This window comes from Tessaracoccus massiliensis (assembly GCF_000826065.2).
Classification (GTDB): Bacteria; Actinomycetota; Actinomycetes; order Propionibacteriales; family Propionibacteriaceae; genus Arachnia; species Arachnia massiliensis_A.
This window is the reverse complement of sequence record NZ_LN623540.1, coordinates 65,971-85,736: the sequence shown is the minus strand read 5'-3', so window position 1 is coordinate 85,736 and position 19,766 is coordinate 65,971. Positions and strand designations below refer to the sequence as shown.

Sequence of the window (19,766 nt, the reverse complement as noted above, 5' to 3'; positions counted from 1 at the left end):
ATGCGACTGTTCACCCACCGCGACATCATGCGCGAGGTCATGGCCAGCCACAAGAAGTGGAGCCGGACCCTCCAGGCGCTGGACAACGCCCCGCAACTGCAGAGGGGGGTGGCCTATTCCATCGTGGACTCCCTCACGTACCGCAGGGACCGTACCCCCGAGCTCGCCACGGACGCTCTGGTGGGCCGCCGTCGCTACCACGGCGTGGTGGCGGCGCTCGACGGCGATGTGGAGGTCGCCGTCGCGCCCAAGGCCAGCCTCACTGAGGAGGGCCCCTACTCGGATCTGACGGATCGGCAGTCGTTCAGCGGCGACGCCGCGACCGTCGTCGTGCCGGAAGGCGGGGTGCTCGTCGTTGACATCGACGAGGCGTTCCGTGTCCTGCCAGCGCCTGATGCCGATGCCGTGCTGCTGCACGTCTCGGTTGAGGGCGCCACCTTCCACAATAAGTGACACCAGGGGGCTAGTCCCCACCACCCCCTCCATAACTGCTCCCGAGAGAGAGACTGACCATGTCAACCGGAGTAAACCGCGCGCGGATCGGCATGTTCGCGCTGCTCACCATGACGGTGGCAGCGGTGTTCAACATCCGCAACGTCATCAACAACAACGTGGCGATCGGCCTGGCGTCGGCCCCGGCGTTCTTCTTCGCCACGCTGCTCTACTTCATTCCCTTCACCCTGGTCATCGCCGAGTTCGTGGCGTTGAACAAGAACTCCGAATCCGGTGTCTACCAGTGGGTGAAGACGTCGATGGGCGGACGCTGGGCATTCCTCACGGCCTTCTGCTACTGGTTCGTGAACCTGTTCTACTTCGCGTCCCTGCTGCCGCTGATCCTCGTGTTCTCCTCCTACCTGTTCTACGGCGAGGAGAAGCAGCTCTCGCAGCTGTGGATCACCATCTTGTCGATCGTCATCTTTGCGGTGGCCACCTACGTCTCCACCCGGGGCGCCAAGTGGATCGGCTCGGTCACCTCATTCGGCTCCACCCTCGTGCTGGTGCTGACAGCCGCGTTCATCCTCCTGTCGGTCGCTTCGCTGTTCGGTGGCGTCGAGCCCGCAACCCCCATCAGCGCCTCCACCATGGCCCCTGATCTGTCGACCTTCGCCATGGCGTGGGGCTTCTTCGGCACCTTGGCCTGGATCATCCAAGGCGTGGGTGGCGCAGAGTCGTCCGCGGTGTTCCTCAACGACCTCCGCGGTGGCGTCAAGGCCTTCGTCCGCACCATCGTCATCGCCGGCATCGTCATCGGCCTGCTCTACGCAGCCGCCTCCCTGCTGATGAACGTGTTCGTCCCGGTGGGCACGCTCGACTACTCCAACGGTCTGTTCGTGGTGATGGGCGCCGTCGGCGAGCACTTCGGCATGTCGGCCGGCATCGTCAGTCGCGTCGTCGGCCTCATCCTCCTGGCGGCGACGCTGGGCTCATTGCTGATGTGGACCTCCACCCCGGTGAAGATCTTCTTCTCGGAAATCCCCGAGGGTATCTTCGGTGGCAAGTTGGTGGAGCTCAACGAGGAAGGCATCCCGTGGCGCGCGGCCTGGCTGCAGTTCGCCATCGTGGTGCCCATCCTCATCATCCCGGCGCTCGGCTCCGGCAACATCAACGACCTGTTGGGCATCGTGATCAACATGACCGCGGCCACGGCCCTGCTGCCTCCGCTGCTGATCCTCCTGGCCTACTGGGTGCTCCGCAAGAAGTACGATCACGTGGCCCGCGACTTCCGCATGGGTAAGAAGGCCTTCGGTCTGTCCGTGGCCACCTTCCTTCTGGTGGTGTTCGCGTTCGTGTTCATCGCCGGCACCACCCCCGTCGGCCAGCCCCTGTGGTTGACGTTGATCTACAACGTCGGTGGCGTTGTGGTGTTCGTCGGCCTCGCAGTCCTCTGGTACGAGCGCTACATCAAGCGGCTCAAGCAGACCGATCCGGCCGCTGCGCATGAGGAACTGGAGCCCACCGCAGAGCAGATGCTGCGCGGCGACTACGTCCCGCCCCAGGAGCAGGACGACCCCACCGTCGATGAAGCGGGCAAGGTCAAGGACTGACGCTCAGCCCGTGGGCATGGTGAGGGCCCGGGAGGTTCGCCTCCCGGGCCCTTTCGCGTGTGCTGAGTTTGCGGTGGAGTGGCGATCAGTTGCCCGTGCTCAGGCGAACCGCGAGGTCCACCGTCAAGGCCGCGGACCAGCCGAACACCGTGGTGGCCCGGGGCGGCTTCTCGCCGGTGTCCGGGCGGAAGTACTCGTTGGGTCCATGCTGGGCGACCAGGCGCAGCGTGGCGAACTCGAGCCGTTCGGCCAGGTCGGTCGCGCCGCGGGCGCGCAGCCCCTTGGCGACCAACCAGTTCGTATTGACCCAGACGGGGCCACGCCACATTTCGGCCGGGGCGAAGGCAGGATCACGCACGGCCACCGTCGGCAGGGGGTGTGGCGTCCCGAAGCGCTGGGGGTCGGTGAGCGCGTCGAGCATGGCCTGCATCTGCTCGCCGGGCAGCCCCTCGACGAGGAGGGGCATCAGGGAGACGATCGTCTCGGAAGTCACGGGCGTGCCCTGCTCGCCGATGCTGGGGAAGAACCCGCGCCGCGCATCCCATGTGGCGACCAGGTCGGCGACGGCGTGGTCGGACCGCGACGAGCACCGTTGGGCGTCGCTTTCACGTCCCCGCTCCCGCAACCAGCCGGCCAGGATGTGGTCGGCGAGGATGAGGTAGCTCACCAGGTCGGGTGAGATGAGGATGGCCTCGGTGTCGAAGATCGGCGAATCGTCCAGCCCCGAGGAATACGGGTGCAGGTAGGCGGGGCGGCCCGAGGGAGCGGAGGTGGAGTACCACCAGTCCTGCGCTGCCATCATCGCTGGCAGGAACTCGTCCACCACGGCGGAGCCCGCCTTCTCCGCCAGTAGCTGCACGGCCAGAGCGGTGAGCGGCGGCTTCGTCAGCGGTACGCGTGAGTTCGCCAGGCTCGGTGAGCTCATGCGGCGCAGGTTCTCCAGGTCACCTGGGGGCAGGTCTTCGGAGGAAGCCAGAACGCCCTCATCGTGCACGACGTCGGGCAGTTGCCCATCGGCCCCCTGATGGGCCAGCGCGATGCGCAGCTGTTCGGTGGCCAAGTCGACGTCACCGTGGCGCAGGCCGATCGCCATGAAGTAGGCGTCCCACTGCCACAGTCCCACGTAGCCGATCTTCGATGGCACGACGGCACGGTTGGTGCCGATGGGGGCGTCCAGCCTGAGCGTGTTAGCGCCGAGCACCCACCAGCAGAAGCGGGTTACGTCGCGCCACTGCTTGTCGACGCGGGGGCACTTGGCCATCCACTCGCCCAGCTCGGCTGCGAGGGCACGGATCCCCGTGCCTTCGCAGCCGCGCACGATCTCGATATTCGCCTGCGACTCGTCGACTGATCCCGTCTCGAGCAGGAAGCCCTCCGGCAGCTCGACGACGACGCGCTCGTCCGCGACGTACAGGTGCGCGCCGCCGCGGAACGTGACGCGTAGCGGGGCCACGCGGGTGACCTCCGCGTCGACACCGTGCGGATCGACGACACGGAGCCCTGCCACGGCGACACTGTTGGCCAGCGGCCGCTCGTACGCGGCGCGGTATACGTCCAGCCCCCGTTCGCCGCGGCGTACGAACAGGCGCGAGCCGCGCACGGTGTAGGGCACATGGTGCAGGTCGAACCAGTGGGCGAGATCCTCGCCGAGATCGCTGTGCATGTCAGAGACGCCTTCCTTGTGTCAGCGGCCACCGAGCCCGGATGTGGCCAGGGACTCGATGATCTGGCGCTGGCCGATCATGAACGCGATCAGCATGGGCACCGTCGACAGCGCGGTGGCTGCCATCACGAGGCCGTAGTTCATCCCGCCGTACTGGCCCTGGAACTGGCTGAGAAGCAGGGGGATGGTGAACAACTCGGTGGAGTTCAGCAGCACCAGCGGCAGCAGGAAGTTGTTCCACGCGTCCAGCGCCACGATGATGCCCAGCGCACCCAGGCCCGGCCGGATGGCGGGGAGGATGATGGTCCAGTAGATGCGCCACCGGGATGCGCCGTCGATCATGGCGGCCTCTTCCAATTCGACGGGCACGGACTGTATGAACTGCCGGGCGAGGAACACTCCGAACGGGTTGACCAGGATGGCGGGGATGATCAGAGCCAGGTGCGAATCGATCCAGCCGAACTGGGCCATCAGGAAGTAGAACGGGACCAGGGTGACCTGCTTGGGCACCATCTGCATAGCGAGGAACACCATGAACAACACCTTCGAACCCTTGAAAGGGATGCGGGCGAAGCCATAGGCGGCCATCGAAGCGGTCAGCAGAGTGCCGAACACCACCAGCACAGTGATGTAGATCGAGTTGGCGTAGGCGCGCCCGAATGGCAGCGCGTTCCAGGCGTCGGGGAAGTTGGTCCACACCCACGGGTCCGGTAGAACGGACAGAGGATCCTGCAGCAGCTGCGGCAGACCCTTGAAGGATGTCAGCAGCATCCAGATGAACGGGGCGACCATGAGCAGGCCGAGGCCCAGCACAAGGGGATGCTTCAGCCATCCCAGCCAAGGGAGGCGACGGCGTTCCTGTGGTGCGGGAGTTACGGGGGTGGCTGTGGTGACGGGGATGGTTGATGCGGTCATGGCTCAGCCCTCGTAGTGGACGAACTTCTTCTGGGCGCCGAACTGCATTGCAGTGATCAGCAGGGTCAGCACCAGAAGGACGATGGAGGCGGCGCTCGACAGGCCGAACTGTGATTTGGCGAAGCCGAGGTCGTAGATGTGGTAGACGATGGTGCGGGTTCCGTTGTCGGGTCCCGCGTTGGGCACGAGCACGAACACCAGGTCGAACGTTTGCAGGGACGAGATGAAAGCCACCACCGACTGGTAGAACACGATGGGGCTCAGCAGGGGCAGGATCACCTTGAAGAAGCGCGCCAGCGGGCCGGCCCCGTCGATGGCGGCGGCCTCAAGGACAGACGGTGAGATGGATTGGAGCCCGGCCATGAAGATCACGATGTTGAGACCGAGTGACGACCAGACCGTGACCACACAGACGGCGAGGAGGGCGAGCCAGGGGTGCCCCAGCCAGTCGATCGGCGGGATGCCGAAGGTGTTGGTCAGAAAGCCACTGATGACGCCGTCAGGCCGCAGCAACTGTTGCCAGATCAGGGCCACCGCGATGGAACTGGTCACCACCGGTGCGAAGAACAGCACCAGGTAGAACGGACGCCCCTTAATTTTGTTGAGCAGGACAGCGCCCACGATGGACAGGAAGAGGCCCACCGGAACAGTGACGGCGGCGATGACCAGGGTGTTGATGATGGCTCGGCCGAGGAGAGGGCTGGTGAGCTGATCGCGGAAGTTGTCGAATCCGATGATCTGCGGCATCCCGAACCCGTTCCACTCGGTGAAGGCGAGGAGGAACGCGAAGACGAAGGGGATCAGGGTGAAGGTGAGCATGCCCAAGGCCTGAGGGGCCACGAAGAACATGCCCCAGTACCTGTCCCTCGCCCGCCACCCCTTCCGGGGCGGAGCTGCCTCCGCCCCGGTAACGGCTGCTGAACTCATGACTGTGTCTTCTCCGCAACCAGTGCAGCCACCTCATCCAGTGCGGTCTTGGCGTCCTTCTTGCCCTCGTAGAGCGGTTGCATGTACTCCACGGAGATCTGGTTGCTGAGGTCAGGCACGGCAGCCTCGGTGGCGTAGTTCGAGTAGCCGATGTCGCGCATGTCCAGCATGGTCTGTGCGTGGGCGGGGTAGCCCCCATCGGTGACGATGTCGTCGGCGCCGCTGATGGACGGCACCGCATTGCCCTGCCCCTCGAGGCGCAGTCGCTGGCCGTCCGCGTCGAGGAAGGACGAGAAGAACGTGAGTGCAGCCTCCGGGTCTGCGGCCTTGGCGTTGATCGCCAGGTATGACGCGGCCACCCCGGTGGGGGCAGCTTTACCGTCGTGGCTCGGCCAGCGCACGATGTCGTACAGGGCCTCGTCGACCCCCGCGCCGCGGATGGCGCCGATCGTGTACCGGCCGGCGGCGAGGAAGCCGAGCTTGTGCGTGACCAGCAGGGTTTCGGATCCGGCGCCTTCGGGCAGGAGGTCGGCGATCTTGAGTTCGCCGTTCTGGAAGCGCTTGGCGTATTCCTCCATGGCTGCCACGGAGTTCGGATCAGTGTTGGCGACGTAGTTGCCTTCGTCGTCGTAGACGCGGCCACCGTTGGTGGTCATGAAGCCGTCATGCGTGGCCCAGTAGTTCCAGTAGACCGCGCCGGTGAGGCCGGCTGACGCGAGCTTGGCGGTCATCTCGAAGAACTTGTCCGTGGTCCACTCGTCGTTCTCGGCGAGCTCGGCCGGGTCCTCGGTGATGCCGGCGTCCTGCAGTGCCTGCTTGTCGTACCAGAGGGCGTCGGGGTTGACGTCGTTGGGCAGGGCGTAGAGCTTCCCCTCCCAGCGGGCGATGTCGAGGACGTTCTCGGCGAAGTCGCCCTCGCTGACGGAGGCGCCCTCGATCGGCATCAGTACGTTGTTGCGGATGACAGATGCGACGCGGTCGTCGCCGATGTAGAACACATCTGGCGCGGTGTTGGAGCTGAGCTGGGTGAGCAGCTTCGAGTGGTACTCGGAGTAGGAGGGCGTGGGCTGGAAGACCAGTTCGATCTCGGGATGGTCGGTTTTGAACTGTTCCTGGAAGCGGTCATAGCTCTTCAGGTCTTCGGGTGAGCCCCACGTCGACCAGACGACCTTGCCTTCGCCGCCACCGCTGCCTGACCCTGAACAGGCGGTGAGGGTGGGGCCGGCAACGGCTGCTGCGGCGAGGATTCCGGCGAAGCCACCGAACTGGCGGCGGGAGAAGGTGGTCATGGTGTGCTCCTGTCTCGGGTCAACAGTGACCCTTCGTGGGTGGTGTGCTCCGGATGGTCCGGGGCGATCTGGCGGGTGAGGTTGGGATCGATGGTGTCGGCTTTACCTGCACGGAGGCCCACGAGCGTGGCCAGCAGGATGAGGGACCCGCCCACGAGGAGACGGGCCGTGATGGTCTCGCCGCCGAAGGCGACGGCGAAGGCGGAGGCGAACACAGGCTCGAAGGTCATCATGAGTGCGACTCGCGTCGGCGAGATGTGACGTTGGGCCCAGGTTTGGAGGAGCATCGTGACGACGCCGGCGATAATGGCGGTGTACAGGACCGCGCCCCATACGGGGATGCTCGCCGGGATGCGGTAGGCGCCGGGGAGGCCGAGGAAGGAGCAGGTGACGGCGACGCCGATCAGCTGCACCACAGTCAACGACACGGCATCCATGGAGCGGGACCAGCGGTCGAGCATCACGATGTGCAGGGCGTACAGGGTGGCGCCCACCAGGGTGAGGGACTCGCCGATGCCGCCTGATCCGACTCCGGTCAGGCTGAGGATGGCCAGGCCGAGGACGGCGATGCCCACAGCCACCCAGGTCATGGCGTTGAGACGCGCTTTGAAGGCGATCCACAAGATGATGGGGGTCAGGACGACGTAGGTGCCGGTGATGAACCCGGAGACCGAGGCGTTGGTGTGCTGCAGGCCAACGGTTTGGACGATTTGCGCCAGCCCGTACAGGCCGCCGAGAGTCAGACCGATCTGCCACTGTTGTGCGCTGAGCCTGCGTAGCCGGCGCCAGAAGATGATGGCGGGGATGAGTGCGCCGATGGAGAATCTCACGGCCAGGAAGTCGATCGGATCGACCAGAGTGACGGCGTCTTTGATGATGAAGAAGGTCGAACCCCACACCGCGGTCACCATGAGGATGGCCAGGGTGGCGAGCGTCGCCCTGCTGCCTCGCATCCTCACCGTGGACTCCTCATCGAATGTAACCGGTTACATTGGAGAGTGTAAGCGAGTGCCCTCGCCGGTTGCAACCGGTTTCATTGAATGAGATCGGGTTGTTATCCCCTACCGCAAGGTTTTCACTGAGATCAGTGCTCGGACGAGGGGCGCAGCAGCGGGTAGAGGATGGTCTCCCGGATTCCCACGCCGGTCAGCAGCATGATGAGGCGGTCGATGCCGAGGCCGAGGCCACCCAGCGGAGGCACGCCGTATTCAAGGGCTTCGATGAAGTCCTGGTCGTACTTCATCGCCTCATGGTCGCCTGCTGCAGCCAGCTTCGACTGCGCCATCAGCACGTCGCGCTGGATCACCGGGTCGATCAGCTCGGTATAGCCCGTGCCGCGTTCCACGCCGCCGATGATGAGGTCCCAGGCTTCCACCTTGCCCGCGTCGGTGCGGTGCCGCCGAGCCAGTGGCTGTGCGATGGACGGGTAGTCGTAGACGAACGTGGGCTGCAGCAGGCCAGGCTCCACGAGGTCGCCGAAGAGCTCCATGATCATCTTGTCCGCGGCCCACTTCGGGTCGTACTCCACCTCGTGTGCGTCGGCGTGCTTACGGAGCACCTCGACGGGGGTCTCCACGGTGATCTCCTCGCCAAGCTTCTCCGAGAGGGCGGGAAACACCGACAACCAGGGCCACTCACCGTCGAGGTCAATGACGCCGGCGGCGGTCTCGATCTGGCGCGATCCGACGGCGTCTGCCGAGGCCACCACGATGTCCTGGATGAGGCGCGCGATGGTGGTCTGGTCACCCCACGCCTGGTACGCCTCGAGCATCGTGAATTCTGCGGAGTGCGTCGAGTCGATGCCCTCGTTGCGGAACACCCGGCCGATCTCGAAGACGCGGTCAGCGCCGCCCACCATGGTGCGCTTGAGGTGCAACTCGAGGGCGATGCGCAGCGTCATGTTGATGTCGAACGCGTTGATGTGCGTCTCGAACGGGCGGGCTGCGGCGCCGCCGTGGATCAGTTGCAGGATGGGGGTCTCCACCTCCATGTAGCCCTGCCCGTACAGCGTCTCGCGTATCGCGCGCGTGATCGCGGAGCGCTTGCGCACCATCTCGCGGGCCTCGTCGCGCACGATGAGATCCACGTAGCGACGGCGGACCCGCGACTCCTCGGACAGGTCCTTGTGCATCACGGGCAGCGGGCGCAGCGCCTTGGCGGCCATGCGCCACTCGCTGGCCATGATGGACAGCTCACCGCGGCGCGACGCGATGACGCGGCCGGTGATGTGGACGAAGTCGCCCAGGTCGACGTCGGACTTCCACGACGCCAGGCCCTCCTCGCCGACCTCGGCCAGCGAGAGCATGACCTGCAGGCGCTCACCGTTGTCGTCGGGCGTGAAACCGTCCTGCAGGGTGGCGAAGGCCAGCTTGCCCGTGTTGCGGATGAACACGACGCGCCCGCCGGTGGTGACCACATCCTGGGTCTCCTCCCCGGCCTCGAGGTGGCCCCACGTGTCGCGGATCTCGCGGAGTGTATGGGTGCGCGTCAGGTCCGCCGGATACGCCTCGACGCCGGCCTCCAGTAACCGCGCACGCTTCTCCTTGCGGATGGCGGTCTGCTCGGAATCGGTGGGCAGGGGGGTGTTCGGGCTCTCAGTCACGCCGGTCATCCTACCTCCGAGGGCGCCGGGCGGCACGTCCTCACGTCCCCGCCGGTCTGAGCGTTCGACGGCGTGCCTGCGAGCCAGCGGACGACGAAGGGTCCCGCAGCCGGCCCGACGACTCCGAGCCCAGTGGTCAACCCGGAAACACCCTGCGGGTGAGGGTCAGCTGAACCTCACCGCGGTGCCGTAGGCCGTGAGCTCGGTGACGGTGTCGCTGATCTTCCCGCCGTCGAAGCGTAGGCCGACGACGGCGTCGGCGCCGGCTTCCTGCGCCTGTTGCACCAACGCTCCGATGGCGTCCTGGCGCGCAGCCGTATTGACGAAGCCCATCTCGGGGTTGTGCGCCATGTCACGCGGCCGAGTGGCGACCCCGATCACCACGCCCAACGTCTGCCCGATCTGGTGCCCGGGCAGCGACTCCGTGGTGGCAACCGGGATGGGATAGGTGACGAAATGGGGCCGACGCGGCTCGGTGTCGCGCTGCGGTTGTGGCGAGATGGGCTCGGGCCGCGACGGAGACAGCGCGGAGGCGGCCGGCGCTGAAGCAACCGGTGCGGGGGCGACCGGCGCCGATCCTGTGGGCTGAGCCGAGGGCTGGATACCGGCCGGCGGACCGGGCTTCGGCGTGGGCTGCGCGAACTGCGCCCCCTGCTGGCCGCCGCTGGGCATGATCGGATGGGGCCCCACGGGCCGCGGGCGGGGACGGGGAGTCGGGCGGGGCAGGGGCCGGGTCTGGTCCTGCGCTGCTGACCGGCTGGGCTGCGGTCGTCCAGGGCCTTGCTGCGGCTGAGTCATGTCGGCCAGCCTAGTGGCGGCCCGTCTCAGTCTCGGGAGATCGGCGAGGCAATCGGTTGCTGAGGTGCCGGACCGGCTGCGGGGCTGGTCCCTGAGCGTCGCGCCCCGCGCGGCGACGAATGGCGCCCGCAGCGTCTCCTGCACCTGAAGCACGCGGGTTGAGGCGTCAGAAGCGGCCGACCGCGCTCAGGCCAGGCGGAGGGCGACCCCGTCGTCGGCGGGTTCGAATGCCACCTCGGAGAGGTCCTTGACGTGCCAATCGGCGCCGAGTTCGTCGGCGGTGTGGTGCGTCATCTCGCCCAGCACCGCGCAGCCGGCGGCGCGCCCACCCGCGACTCCTGCCGGAGCATCCTCGACGACGAGGCACCGCCCGGCGTCGAAGCCCAGCCTTTGCGCGGCCAGGGCGAACGTCTCCGGGTCCGGCTTGCCGGCGGCGACCTGATCCCGCGTCACCAGGACGGCGGGGCGGGGCAGCCCCGTCGCGCCGAGGCGGGATTCCAGGAGAGGTGCGGTGCAGGACGTCGCGATGGCCGCGCGGTCAGCGGGCACCGCGGCCAATGCGTCGGCGGCGCCGGGGAGGGCGACCACGTCGTCGACATCCTCGATCTCCAACTGCTCGATCCGGGCCTGCCCCTCGTCGAACCTTTCCGCGGGTAGCAGGGCCCGCACCATCACGTCGCTGGGGAGGCCGGTGAACTGTCTGTGGTCGCGCGGCTCCACCCCGAATTCCCGCGCCCACGTGGCGGCTGCGCGGACGATGGCGGCGGTGGAATCCGCGAGCGTGCCGTCGAAGTCGAAGATGACGGCGTCGAAGACCCCGAGTGTGCGGATCACTTCCAGAGCGTCATGCCGGAGAAGCCGACAACGATGAGGATCAGCGCGATGGCCACGTTCCAGTCGCCGATGGCGCGCATGAAGCCGATGTCCTGGCCGGCAAGGTTGTAGACAACCATCCACGCGACGCCGAGGAGCCCGACGGGCACGAACACCTTCGGCACCCAGTTACGCCCGGCAGGCGCGAGGCGTGCATTTGCGGCGCGCTGTTCAGCTGTTTCAGCCAAGCGCTTACGCTTCAGCTTCTCGGCTGCCTGCTTGCGAACCTTTGATTCGGCCACGATGTCTCCTTCTGAGGTCCGCACTAGCCTAATTGAGACCGCCCGGAATCCCCACTTCGCCCCTGACGTGAGCCCGATTCGTGAGCAATTGGATAGGGTCACGGCCCGGATCGACGGCGCCACCGGCGTGTCGCGACCGTGACCCTATCCAATTGCTCACGGTGGGCAACGCCGCACCCGCCGCGTAGGCTGTGGCCATGAGGCTGTGGCGCGAGGTTCGGGAGCGGGGCTCCGCCGTGCGTGCCTCCATGGCCCGCAACCAGCTCCGCCCGCGCAGCCCCCGCGGCCGGGTGACCACCATCCTCGTGTGCGTGATCGCCGGGCTCATGATGACCGTCGCCAGCCTCGCAGCCCGTGGCACGGATCTGCGCAGCGACCGCAACGCCGACATGCGAGACCTCATCGTCTCCCAGAGCCAACGCAACGAGGAGCTGCGTCTGCAGATCAACGAGCTGCAGGCCGAGGTGGACGCACTGACGACCGGGAGCCAGGGACGCACCGACTACTCCAGCGACCTCGTCTTCGCCGAAAGCGCCGCCAGCATGACCGCCGTCAGCGGCCCAGGCATGCGCGTCACGCTCACCGACGCCCCGGCCGACGTGAAGCCGCCCGGCGTCGGCGATGACAGCCTCGTTGTGCATCAACAGGACATCCAGGCGGTCGTCAATGCGCTCTGGGCCGGGGGTGCAGAAGCCATGACCATTCAGGGCCAGCGCGTGATCGCCACCACCGGCATCAAGTGCGTCGGCAACACCGTGGTGTTGCATGGCATCCCATACGCCCCGCCGTATGTGATCGAGGCGATCGGGGACGGGGAGTCGATGCAGGCCGCGCTGGACGAGTCGCCCGCCGTGGGCATCTACCGCCAGTACGCCGAGGCCTACGGGTTGGGCTACCAGGCTGAGACCGCCGACGATCTGGAGCTGCCGTCGTTCAGCGGGTCGACGGGGGTGCGGTTCGCCAAGCCGAAGTGAGGCTGGTGCTGTGGTCAGGGCCGACGCTGGGGTGAGGTGTCGGATCGGCTGCGGGGCCCTTCGTCGTGCCCGGCTCGTTCCTCGCGGGGCACGCGCAGGGGCCGGCGCTGCGCGTCACTCGGCCAGCGACATGTCGGCCGACACCAGCGGGCTCAACCCCGCAGCGCGACGCGGGGCGTCGGCGTCGCCGCACTCCACGAGCCAGTTGGCGAGCATCTGATACCCGCCCTCTGTGAGCACCGACTCGGGGTGGAACTGCACCGCCTCGACGGGCAGCTCGCGGTGCCTCACCCCCATGATCACGCCGCTGTCCGTGCGGGCGGTGACCTTCAACTCGGCCGGCAGCGTGTCCTCGACGATGGCCAGGGAGTGGTAGCGCGTCGTCGTGACCGGCGACGGCAGCCCAACGAACACGCCCTCACCCTCGTGGAAGACAGGGGAGGTCTTGCCGTGCAACTGCTCGGGGGCGCGGTCGACGGTGCCACCGTACGCCACGGCCATCGCCTGCAAGCCGAGGCACACGCCGAACAGGGGCTTGACGCCTCCCATCGTGCGCACCACATCGACGCAGACGCCCGCGGCCTCGGGGGCGCCAGGGCCGGGGGAGATCAGGATCCCGTCGAACTTCTCGCCCCACGCCTCGTGACCGAACCTCGGGTCGTCGTTGCGCCAGACCTCCACCTCAGCGCCGATCTGCGCGAGATAGGAGACGAGGTTGTAGACGAACGAGTCGTAGTTGTCGATGACGAGGATGGAGGCCACCGGCCCATTGTGCCACTGCCCGCTGGTTGCGGTGTTGGGGACGCTGAGGCGTTTCTACACTGCTCGCTGCGCTCGCAGGCTCAACCAGCGCCGGACGACCGGCTCAACCTACGGGGTCGTGATCGACGCCGGGGTCTCCGTCTCGACCGATTCCTCCGTCGCAGGGGGTCCCTCCGTCGCCGGGGCGAGGGCGATCTTCACCTGGATCTTCTCCGTCCGCGGCAGCGGCTCGTCCCACGCGGGGGTCTGCTCGAACACCAGGCCGGGGGCCTGGGCCGTCGACTCCTCCTCGGTGACCTCGATCTCGAAGCCGGCCGCCTGGGCCGCGGCCGTGGCCTGCTCCAGGTTGAGGCCCGTGAGGCGGGGCACGATGGACTGCCCGGAGGCGATGGTCAGCGTGATGGGGGCGTCCACCGCGGCCGACGATCCGGGTGCCGGGTTGGACGTCACCACGTTGCCGGCGATCGCGTCGATGGGCTCATCGGCCGGGTCCATCTGCTGGGCCTCGGCGATGTTGGTGAACCCGCTGGTGGTCAGCAACGTCACGGCGGCGTCGTAGTTGATGCCCACGATCTGTTCCGGGATGACGCGGGTGTCCACACCGGAGGAGACGTAGAGCGTCACCTCGGCGCCGGGCTCCAGCTCCGTGCCCGCTACGGGGTCGGTCTCCAGCACCTGACCCACGTCGGTGGCGGTGCCGGCCCGGGTTTCGACGACGGGCACCAGCCCGAGGGCGGTGATCGCACGCTCGGCGGCGGCCTGGTTCTGGCCGATGACGTCCGGTACCGCGGCCAGCACCACCTCGGGGGTGGTCTCGGTCTGCGTGGGTTCAGGCGTCGTCGGCTCGGTCGTCGGGGTGGGCGTCGTCGCGGTCACCGACGGCGAGGGCGACGGCGAAGCGACCTCGCGCCCACCCGGGTTGAGCAGGAACCACAGCCCGATGAGCAGGCCGATCAGCACCAGCGCACCCAGGATGCCGAGCACGATCACACCGGTGCGCGACTTCGGCTCCTCCTCCTCCTCCTCCTCCTCCTTGTCCAGATCCTCCAGATGCTCCGGCGGCGGAGACGGGGCGGAGGCGAGGGGGGGCTCAGCGGGCATGACACCGCGCCGCGCCGTCGCCGTCATGGGATCTGAGGGGATCACCTGCGTGGGCACATCCACCGGCGCGCCGGCCAGCACGGGCTGCCCGTTCATGGCGCGCAGGATGTCCTCGCGGAACTCGGAGGCGTCCTGGTACCGGTCCCGCGGATCCTTCGCCAGCGACTTCAGCACGATGGCGTCCATCTCCGGCGTGACTTCCGGGTCGATCTGCGACGGCGGAACCGGCTGTTCCCGCACGTGCTGGTAGGCGACGCTCACCGGGGAATCGCCCTTGAACAACGGCTGCGAGGTGAGCAGTTCGTAGAGCAGGCAGCCCACCGAGTAGATGTCTGAGCGGTTGTCCACCTTCTCGCCGCGCGCCTGCTCGGGCGACAGGTACTGCGCGGTGCCGACCACGGCGGCGGTCTGCGTCATCGTGGCCGAGGTGTCGGCCACAGCGCGGGCGATGCCGAAGTCCATCACCTTGACGGTGCCGTTGGACGTCATCATGACGTTGGCGGGCTTGATGTCGCGGTGGATGATGCCGGCGCGGTGCGAGTACGCCAGGGCGTCGAGCACCCCGGCGGTGAACTCCAGCGCCCGCTCGGGAACGAGTTTGCGGCCGCCGCGCAGCACCTCGCGCAGCGTGATGCCCTCCACCAGCTCCATGATGATGTAGGGCACCGAGACCTGGGAGGCCTGGTCGATCTGCTCGCCGGTGTCGTAGACCGCGACGATGTTGGGGTGGTTCAGGCCGGCGGCGGACTGCGCCTCGCGGCGGAACCGGGCCTGGAAGGTGGGGTCGCTGGCCAGGTCGACGCGCAGCCGCTTGACGGCGACGTCGCGCTCCAGCCGCACGTCGCGTGCGCGCCACACCTCAGCCATGCCGCCTCGGCCAATGATCTGGTCGAGTTCGTAGCGGTTGCCGAGCAGGGCTCCTCGCTCTGTCATCGCTCGCGGTCCTTTCGGTTCGTCACGCACCATCTTGCGGCATGCACATGAGAGTTGTCTGAGAGTTTCATCGCAGGGCCTCCACAACAGCCTTGAAGATGGGTGCGGCCAGGCGGCCGCCGGAAATGTCGTCCCGTTCCACGTCGGCGTCCTCCACGAACGCCACCACGGCCACGTTCGGGTCCTCCGCGTAGCCCACGAACCATGCGTACGGCGGGCGGTCCGGGGCGGTCTGCGCGGTGCCGGTCTTGCCACCCACGACGACGCCGTCGATCTGGGCGGGCCGGCCCGTGCCGTCCTGGACGGTGGCCACCATCATGTCCTTGAGGTGCTGAGCGGTGGCCTTCGAGATGGGGTTGCCCAGGCTCTCGGGGGACTGCGAGCTCAGCACGGTGAGATCGCGGTTGGTGACCGTGGAGACCAGGTAGGGCTTCATCATCTCGCCGTCGTTGGCGATGGCGGCGGCCACCTGCGCGATCTGCAGCGGGGAGGCGGCCACGTCGTACTGGCCGATGGCGGTCAGCGCGGTCTGAGCCTCGTCGAGTTCCGTCGGGAAGCGCGACGTGGCGGCGGAGATGTCTATCGTCTGTTCCTTGTTGAAGCCGAACTTCTCGGCCATCTCGATCATCTTCTCGGCGCCGAGATCCAGCCCGATGGTGCCGAAGGCGGTGTTGCAGGAGGTCTTCATCGCCTGTTCGAGGGTGACCCGCTCTCCGCCGCAGTTGGTGGAGTTACCCATCGAACGCGACGAGTTCGGCAGCCGCAGCGACGCCGGTGAGTCCACCTCCGTCGACGGCACCATGCCGTCCTCCAGCGCGGCGGCGGCGGTGACCAGCTTGAACGTCGACCCAGGGGGGTAGACCTCGCGGGTGGCGCGGTTCTTCAGCGGCTCGTCGGGGGCGTTGAGAAGTTCGGACCATGCCTCGCGCTCCGCGGGCAGGTCCACCGTCGCGAGCCGGTTGGGGTCATAGGTGGGTGTGGAGACCAGCGCCTTGATCTCGCCGGTGGTGTAATCCATGGCGACGACGGCGCCGCGCTGGTTGCCCAACGCCCGCACCGCCGCGGCCTGGGCCGCCGGGTTGAGCGTGGTGGACAGGTTCGCGCCGCGACCCTGCCGGCCGCTGAGGATGTCGACGATGCGGCTGGCGGCCTGCGACGACGAGGTGCCGGCGAGCTGCTGGTTGTAGCTCTGCTCCAGCCCGGAGCGGGCGTAGTCGTAGGAGTACCAGCCCGTCACCGAGCTCCACAGCTCCGGCTCGGCGTAGCTGCGCACGTAGGGGAACCGGCCGCTGCGCTCCACGGACTGGGCGATGGGGGTGTTGCCCACCAGGATGGTGCCGCGGTTGCGGGAGAACTCGGCGTCGCGGACGCGACGGTTGCGGCCGTCCTCGTTGAGGGAATCCGTGCGCACCACGGAGATCCACGTGAGGTTGGCCAGCAGCGCGCACATCAGGAGCGCCACGAACGTGGCGACGGTGCGGATGGGTCCGTTCACCGGTGGATCACCCCCGTCGCGTCGTCGACGGCGGCCGCCTCGAGTTGGGCGGCGCTCTGCGGGGTGGCGGTGGCGGCCTGCGGCAGGCGGCTGCGGTGCGAGATGACCATGAGGATGCCGATGATGATCCAGTTGGCGATCAGTGAGGAGCCGCCCTGCGACATGAACGGTGTGGTGAGGCCCGTGAGGGGCAGTAGGCGGGTGGCGCCGCCGATGATGACGAAGACCTGCAGCGCGAACACGAAGCTGAGGCCCGCGGCCAGGAGCTTGCCGAAGCCGTCCGGGGAGGTCAGCGCGGTCTTGAAGCCGCGGGAGATCAGCAGGGCGTAGATCAGGATCACGGCCATCAGCCCGAGGATGCCCAGTTCCTCGCCGATGGCGGCCGAGACCATGTCGGACTTCGCCAACGGAGTCAGGCCGGGCCGGCCGAGGCCCCAGCCCCGGCCGAAGAGCCCGCCCCACGCGAAGCCGAACTGGGCGGAGATGATCTGCAGGTTGCGGTCGTAATCCGAGAACGGGTCGAGCCAGGCGTTGAGGCGGCGCGGCACGTGGTTGGTGAAGTTCGCGGCGGCCACGCCGGCGGCGGCGAACGCGAGCCCGGCGATGATCGGCCACGCCGGCCGCTCCGTCGCGATGTAGATCATCACGGTGAACAGGCCGAAGAACAGCAGCGAGGTGCCCAGGTCGTTCTGGAAGACCATCACCGCCAGCGACGCGAGCCACATCACGGCGATGGGGCCCAGGTCGCGCGCGCGGGGGAACTCGATGCCGAGGAACCGCTTGCCCGCCAGGGCCAGCACGTCGCGCTTCTCGTAGAAGTAGGCGGCGAACGCGATGGCCAGCAGGATCTTGGCCACCTCCGCCGGCTGGAACGACATTCCGAACACGCGGATCCAGATCCGTGCCCCGCCGGCTGCGTGCCCGATGAACGGAGCGAGGGGCAGGAGGAGCAGGAACAGTCCGCTGATGAATAACAGGTAGGGGTAGCGCTGGAGGCGACGGTGGTCGCGCAGCAGGATCGCCACGACGGCGAACAGCAGCAGGCCCAGAGCCGTCCAGGCTAGTTGCATGGTGGAATCCGTGCGCGGTGGTTCGGGGATCTGGTCGATCCGGTAGATCATGGCCAGGCCCAGCCCGTTGAGCAGGAACACGCTGGGCAGGATCACCGGATCCGCGTACGGCAGCCGGAACCGCACCACCAGATGCGTGAGCAGGCCCATGCCGTACCAGAGGGCCGCCACCGTGGCGATGTTGGTGGGCAGCTCCCCGTACAGGTTGAGGTTGGTGATGACCCAGCCGCCGAAGCCGAACGACTGCGCCAGCAGGAGCAGCAGCAACTCCACGTTGCGCCGCTTCTTGTAGACGATGACCTCGTCGGAGACCTTCGGCTGGACCTGGTCCTGGATGGACATCAGCAGTCCTCCAGATCGGCCTCTTCGCCAGGGGCCGGTTCCAGTTCGGCCAGCTCCTCCGAGAGCGAGGGGGTCGCCACCGGCTCCGGGGTTGACGGTTTGAGGAACTCGGGTGCGGTGGCGGTGGCGGTGGAAGCGGGCGCCGAGGTCTGCGTCGCCGTCGGTGACCCGACGGGGCTCTGCGGCAGGCCCGGACCTTCCTCAGCGGTGGTTCCCGGCAAGGGCGTCGTCGAAGAGGTGGGCGTGGGGGAGGTGGTGNCCAGCTCCTCCGAGAGCGAGGGGGTCGCCACCGGCTCCGGGGTTGACGGTTTGAGGAACTCGGGTGCGGTGGCGGTGGCGGTGGAAGCGGGCGCCGAGGTCTGCGTCGCCGTCGGTGACCCGACGGGGCTCTGCGGCAGGCCCGGACCTTCCTCAGCGGTGGTTCCCGGCAAGGGCGTCGTCGAAGAGGTGGGCGTGGGGGAGGTGGTGGGGGCAGGGGTCGCGCGGGCCTCGCGGCGCTCCGTGCGGATGGTGACGCACAGTTGGGCCATGTCGCGCAGCGAGCCGACGGTGCTCTCGGCGGCATCCAAGCTGCCCACGTTGATGGCGCTCTCCACCTCGCCGCGGTAGAAGCGGGGCAGGTCGTCGACGGGGATGTCGGTGCGCTCCACCAGGTCGTTGAGCTGGAAGCCCAAGACGTTGCCGGGTACGCCGTTGAACACGGCCACCTGCCCGTCATCGGCGGAGACGAAGTAGCGCGAGGACACGTACGCGGAGGTGGCCCACCAGCCGCCGCCCATCACCAGCACGATGGCCAGCACGGTGGCGATCACCCCCGGCCAGCGTCTTTTACCCTCCGTGGGGGCGTAGCGGGCGGCCTCGTCTGCGCTGTGCTCCACCACCACGTCGGAATCCGACGGCGGGGTGGGGTAGCCGGTGCCCTCCGACGCGGGCGCGGCCGCGGCGCGGGGAATGTCCACCTCGACGGCGGAACCCACCAGGCTCGATTCGGCGTCGTCGAGGGCGGCACTCTGCTCGACAACGTCGCCGATGACGATGGTGATGTTGTCGTGCCCGCCGTTCTCGTTGGCGGCTTGGGCGAGTTGTTCGACGGCCTTGTCGCGATCCTTCTCGGTGAGGAGTTCGAGGATGAGGTCGTCGTCGATGAGACCGCTCAGACCGTCGGAGCAGAACATCAGGCGATCGCCGAGTTCCGCGTCGAACACATCGAAATCCGGCTCAAAGTGCACCTGCCCGTTGAGGACCTTCAGGATGAGCGAACGGTGCGGATGCGTGGCTGCCTGTTCGGGGGTGATCTTGCCCTCGTCAATGAGTGACTGCACCCAGGAGTGGTCGTGCGTGAGCTGGGTGAGTTCGCCGTCGCGCAGGCGGTAGCCGCGGGAGTCGCCGATGTGGGCCAGCGCGAACTGCGTGCCGTTGAACAGGGCGCCGCAGAAGGTGGTGCCCATGCCGTCGAGTTCGAGGTTGTCTTCGATGAGGTCTGAGAGCTTCGTGTTGGAGCGGGCGATCATGCCGGCGATCCGCTCGAGCATCTCCTCGCCGTCGGAATTGCGGATGTCCGCGGAGTTGTCTGAGCGGGCGGCCTCCGTGGCGGCGACGGCGGAAGCGAGGTCGCCCGCGGCCGCGCCACCCATGCCGTCTGCCACGAGCAGCATCGTGGGCGAGGCGTAGCCCGCATCCTGGTTGTTCTTCCGGATGCGGCCCACTTCCGAGTGCGCGGTGAAGGCGAGGCTGA

General features: G+C 67.6%; 17 protein-coding genes. 3 read left to right on the top strand and 14 right to left on the bottom strand.

Annotated features, from left to right (window positions below):
• Positions 1-453 carry a NanQ anomerase/TabA/YiaL family protein gene (locus tag BN1186_RS03240; RefSeq protein ID WP_040282490.1) on the top strand — a complete coding sequence of 151 codons (453 nt, stop codon included), beginning with the start codon at positions 1-3 and terminating at the stop codon, positions 451-453.
• Positions 454-512: 59 nt separating this feature from the next.
• Positions 513-2,045, top strand: coding sequence for an amino acid permease (locus BN1186_RS03235; protein WP_082031089.1), 1,533 nt, complete (start codon positions 513-515; stop codon positions 2,043-2,045).
• Positions 2,046-2,130: 85 nt separating this feature from the next.
• Here the strand turns inward: BN1186_RS03235 and BN1186_RS03230 are convergent, their stop codons facing one another.
• From BN1186_RS03230 to BN1186_RS03190, 9 genes are all read right to left on the bottom strand, one after another.
• Positions 2,131-3,708 (bottom strand): amylo-alpha-1,6-glucosidase, encoded by a 1,578-nt coding sequence (locus tag BN1186_RS03230; protein WP_040282488.1) that lies wholly within the window; start codon positions 3,706-3,708, stop codon positions 2,131-2,133.
• A 21-nt stretch (positions 3,709-3,729) separates the two neighbouring features.
• Positions 3,730-4,623 carry a carbohydrate ABC transporter permease gene (locus tag BN1186_RS03225; protein ID WP_082031088.1) on the bottom strand — a complete coding sequence of 298 codons (894 nt, stop codon included), beginning with the start codon at positions 4,621-4,623 and terminating at the stop codon, positions 3,730-3,732.
• A gap of 3 nt (positions 4,624-4,626) precedes the next feature.
• Entirely contained in the window at positions 4,627-5,550 is a 924-nt protein-coding gene (locus BN1186_RS03220) for a carbohydrate ABC transporter permease (RefSeq protein WP_052459718.1), read from the bottom strand.
• Positions 5,547-6,839: an extracellular solute-binding protein gene (locus BN1186_RS03215; RefSeq protein ID WP_040282484.1), complete on the bottom strand. Its 1,293-nt coding sequence runs from the start codon at positions 6,837-6,839 to the stop codon at positions 5,547-5,549. The genes BN1186_RS03220 and BN1186_RS03215 overlap by 4 nt, the downstream gene beginning before the upstream one ends.
• Entirely contained in the window at positions 6,836-7,792 is a 957-nt protein-coding gene (locus tag BN1186_RS03210; RefSeq protein ID WP_074436912.1) for a DMT family transporter, read from the bottom strand. Before BN1186_RS03210 ends, BN1186_RS03215 begins: the two co-directional genes overlap by 4 nt.
• Before the next feature lie 131 nt (positions 7,793-7,923).
• A complete protein-coding gene (gene lysS, locus BN1186_RS03205; protein WP_040282482.1) occupies positions 7,924-9,450 on the bottom strand; it encodes a lysine--tRNA ligase in 1,527 nt (508 codons plus the stop codon).
• 156 nt (positions 9,451-9,606) lie between these two features.
• Positions 9,607-10,113, bottom strand: coding sequence for a heavy metal-binding domain-containing protein (locus tag BN1186_RS03200; RefSeq protein ID WP_052459717.1), 507 nt, complete (start codon positions 10,111-10,113; stop codon positions 9,607-9,609).
• A gap of 312 nt (positions 10,114-10,425) precedes the next feature.
• Positions 10,426-11,073 (bottom strand): HAD-IA family hydrolase, encoded by a 648-nt coding sequence (locus BN1186_RS03195; RefSeq protein WP_074436911.1) that lies wholly within the window; start codon positions 11,071-11,073, stop codon positions 10,426-10,428.
• A complete protein-coding gene (locus tag BN1186_RS03190; RefSeq protein ID WP_040282725.1) occupies positions 11,070-11,354 on the bottom strand; it encodes a cell division protein CrgA in 285 nt (94 codons plus the stop codon). Before BN1186_RS03190 ends, BN1186_RS03195 begins: the two co-directional genes overlap by 4 nt.
• A gap of 197 nt (positions 11,355-11,551) precedes the next feature.
• On the opposite strand from BN1186_RS03190, the gene BN1186_RS03185 reads away from it, so the two are divergent.
• A complete protein-coding gene (locus BN1186_RS03185) occupies positions 11,552-12,328 on the top strand; it encodes a DUF881 domain-containing protein (RefSeq protein WP_074436910.1) in 777 nt (258 codons plus the stop codon).
• Between the two features lie 114 nt (positions 12,329-12,442).
• On the opposite strand, the gene BN1186_RS03180 is transcribed toward BN1186_RS03185, so the two are convergent.
• The 5 genes from BN1186_RS03180 to BN1186_RS03160 form a co-directional block, all read right to left on the bottom strand.
• Positions 12,443-13,090 carry an aminodeoxychorismate/anthranilate synthase component II gene (locus tag BN1186_RS03180; RefSeq protein ID WP_040282480.1) on the bottom strand — a complete coding sequence of 216 codons (648 nt, stop codon included), beginning with the start codon at positions 13,088-13,090 and terminating at the stop codon, positions 12,443-12,445.
• Positions 13,091-13,198: 108 nt separating this feature from the next.
• Positions 13,199-15,124, bottom strand: coding sequence for a Stk1 family PASTA domain-containing Ser/Thr kinase (gene pknB, locus BN1186_RS03175; protein WP_052459716.1), 1,926 nt, complete (start codon positions 15,122-15,124; stop codon positions 13,199-13,201).
• 67 nt (positions 15,125-15,191) lie between these two features.
• Entirely contained in the window at positions 15,192-16,619 is a 1,428-nt protein-coding gene (locus BN1186_RS03170; RefSeq protein ID WP_040282478.1) for a peptidoglycan D,D-transpeptidase FtsI family protein, read from the bottom strand.
• Positions 16,616-18,031, bottom strand: coding sequence for an FtsW/RodA/SpoVE family cell cycle protein (locus tag BN1186_RS03165; protein ID WP_040282476.1), 1,416 nt, complete (start codon positions 18,029-18,031; stop codon positions 16,616-16,618). Before BN1186_RS03165 ends, BN1186_RS03170 begins: the two co-directional genes overlap by 4 nt.
• Complete coding sequence (locus BN1186_RS03160) at positions 18,031-19,737, bottom strand: PP2C family protein-serine/threonine phosphatase (RefSeq protein WP_425471469.1); 1,707 nt, start codon at positions 19,735-19,737, stop codon at positions 18,031-18,033. The genes BN1186_RS03165 and BN1186_RS03160 overlap by 1 nt, the downstream gene beginning before the upstream one ends.
• Between the last annotated feature and the right edge of the window lie 29 nt (positions 19,738-19,766).

Bases quoted from the DNA above. Each gene is read 5' to 3' on its own strand.
- BN1186_RS03240 (WP_040282490.1), top strand. From the start codon at position 1: ATGCGACTGTTCACCCACCGCGACATCATGCGCGAGGTCATGGCCAGC.
- BN1186_RS03235 (WP_082031089.1), top strand. From the start codon at position 513: ATGTCAACCGGAGTAAACCGCGCGCGGATCGGCATGTTCGCGCTGCTC.
- BN1186_RS03230 (WP_040282488.1), bottom strand. From the start codon at position 3,708: ATGCACAGCGATCTCGGCGAGGATCTCGCCCACTGGTTCGACCTGCAC.
- BN1186_RS03225 (WP_082031088.1), bottom strand. From the start codon at position 4,623: ATGACCGCATCAACCATCCCCGTCACCACAGCCACCCCCGTAACTCCC.
- BN1186_RS03220 (WP_052459718.1), bottom strand. From the start codon at position 5,550: ATGAGTTCAGCAGCCGTTACCGGGGCGGAGGCAGCTCCGCCCCGGAAG.
- BN1186_RS03215 (WP_040282484.1), bottom strand. From the start codon at position 6,839: ATGACCACCTTCTCCCGCCGCCAGTTCGGTGGCTTCGCCGGAATCCTC.
- BN1186_RS03210 (WP_074436912.1), bottom strand. From the start codon at position 7,792: ATGCGAGGCAGCAGGGCGACGCTCGCCACCCTGGCCATCCTCATGGTG.
- lysS (WP_040282482.1), bottom strand. From the start codon at position 9,450: ATGACCGGCGTGACTGAGAGCCCGAACACCCCCCTGCCCACCGATTCC.
- BN1186_RS03200 (WP_052459717.1), bottom strand. From the start codon at position 10,113: ATGCCCAGCGGCGGCCAGCAGGGGGCGCAGTTCGCGCAGCCCACGCCG.
- BN1186_RS03185 (WP_074436910.1), top strand. From the start codon at position 11,552: ATGAGGCTGTGGCGCGAGGTTCGGGAGCGGGGCTCCGCCGTGCGTGCC.
- pknB (WP_052459716.1), bottom strand. From the start codon at position 15,124: ATGACAGAGCGAGGAGCCCTGCTCGGCAACCGCTACGAACTCGACCAG.
- BN1186_RS03165 (WP_040282476.1), bottom strand. From the start codon at position 18,031: ATGTCCATCCAGGACCAGGTCCAGCCGAAGGTCTCCGACGAGGTCATC.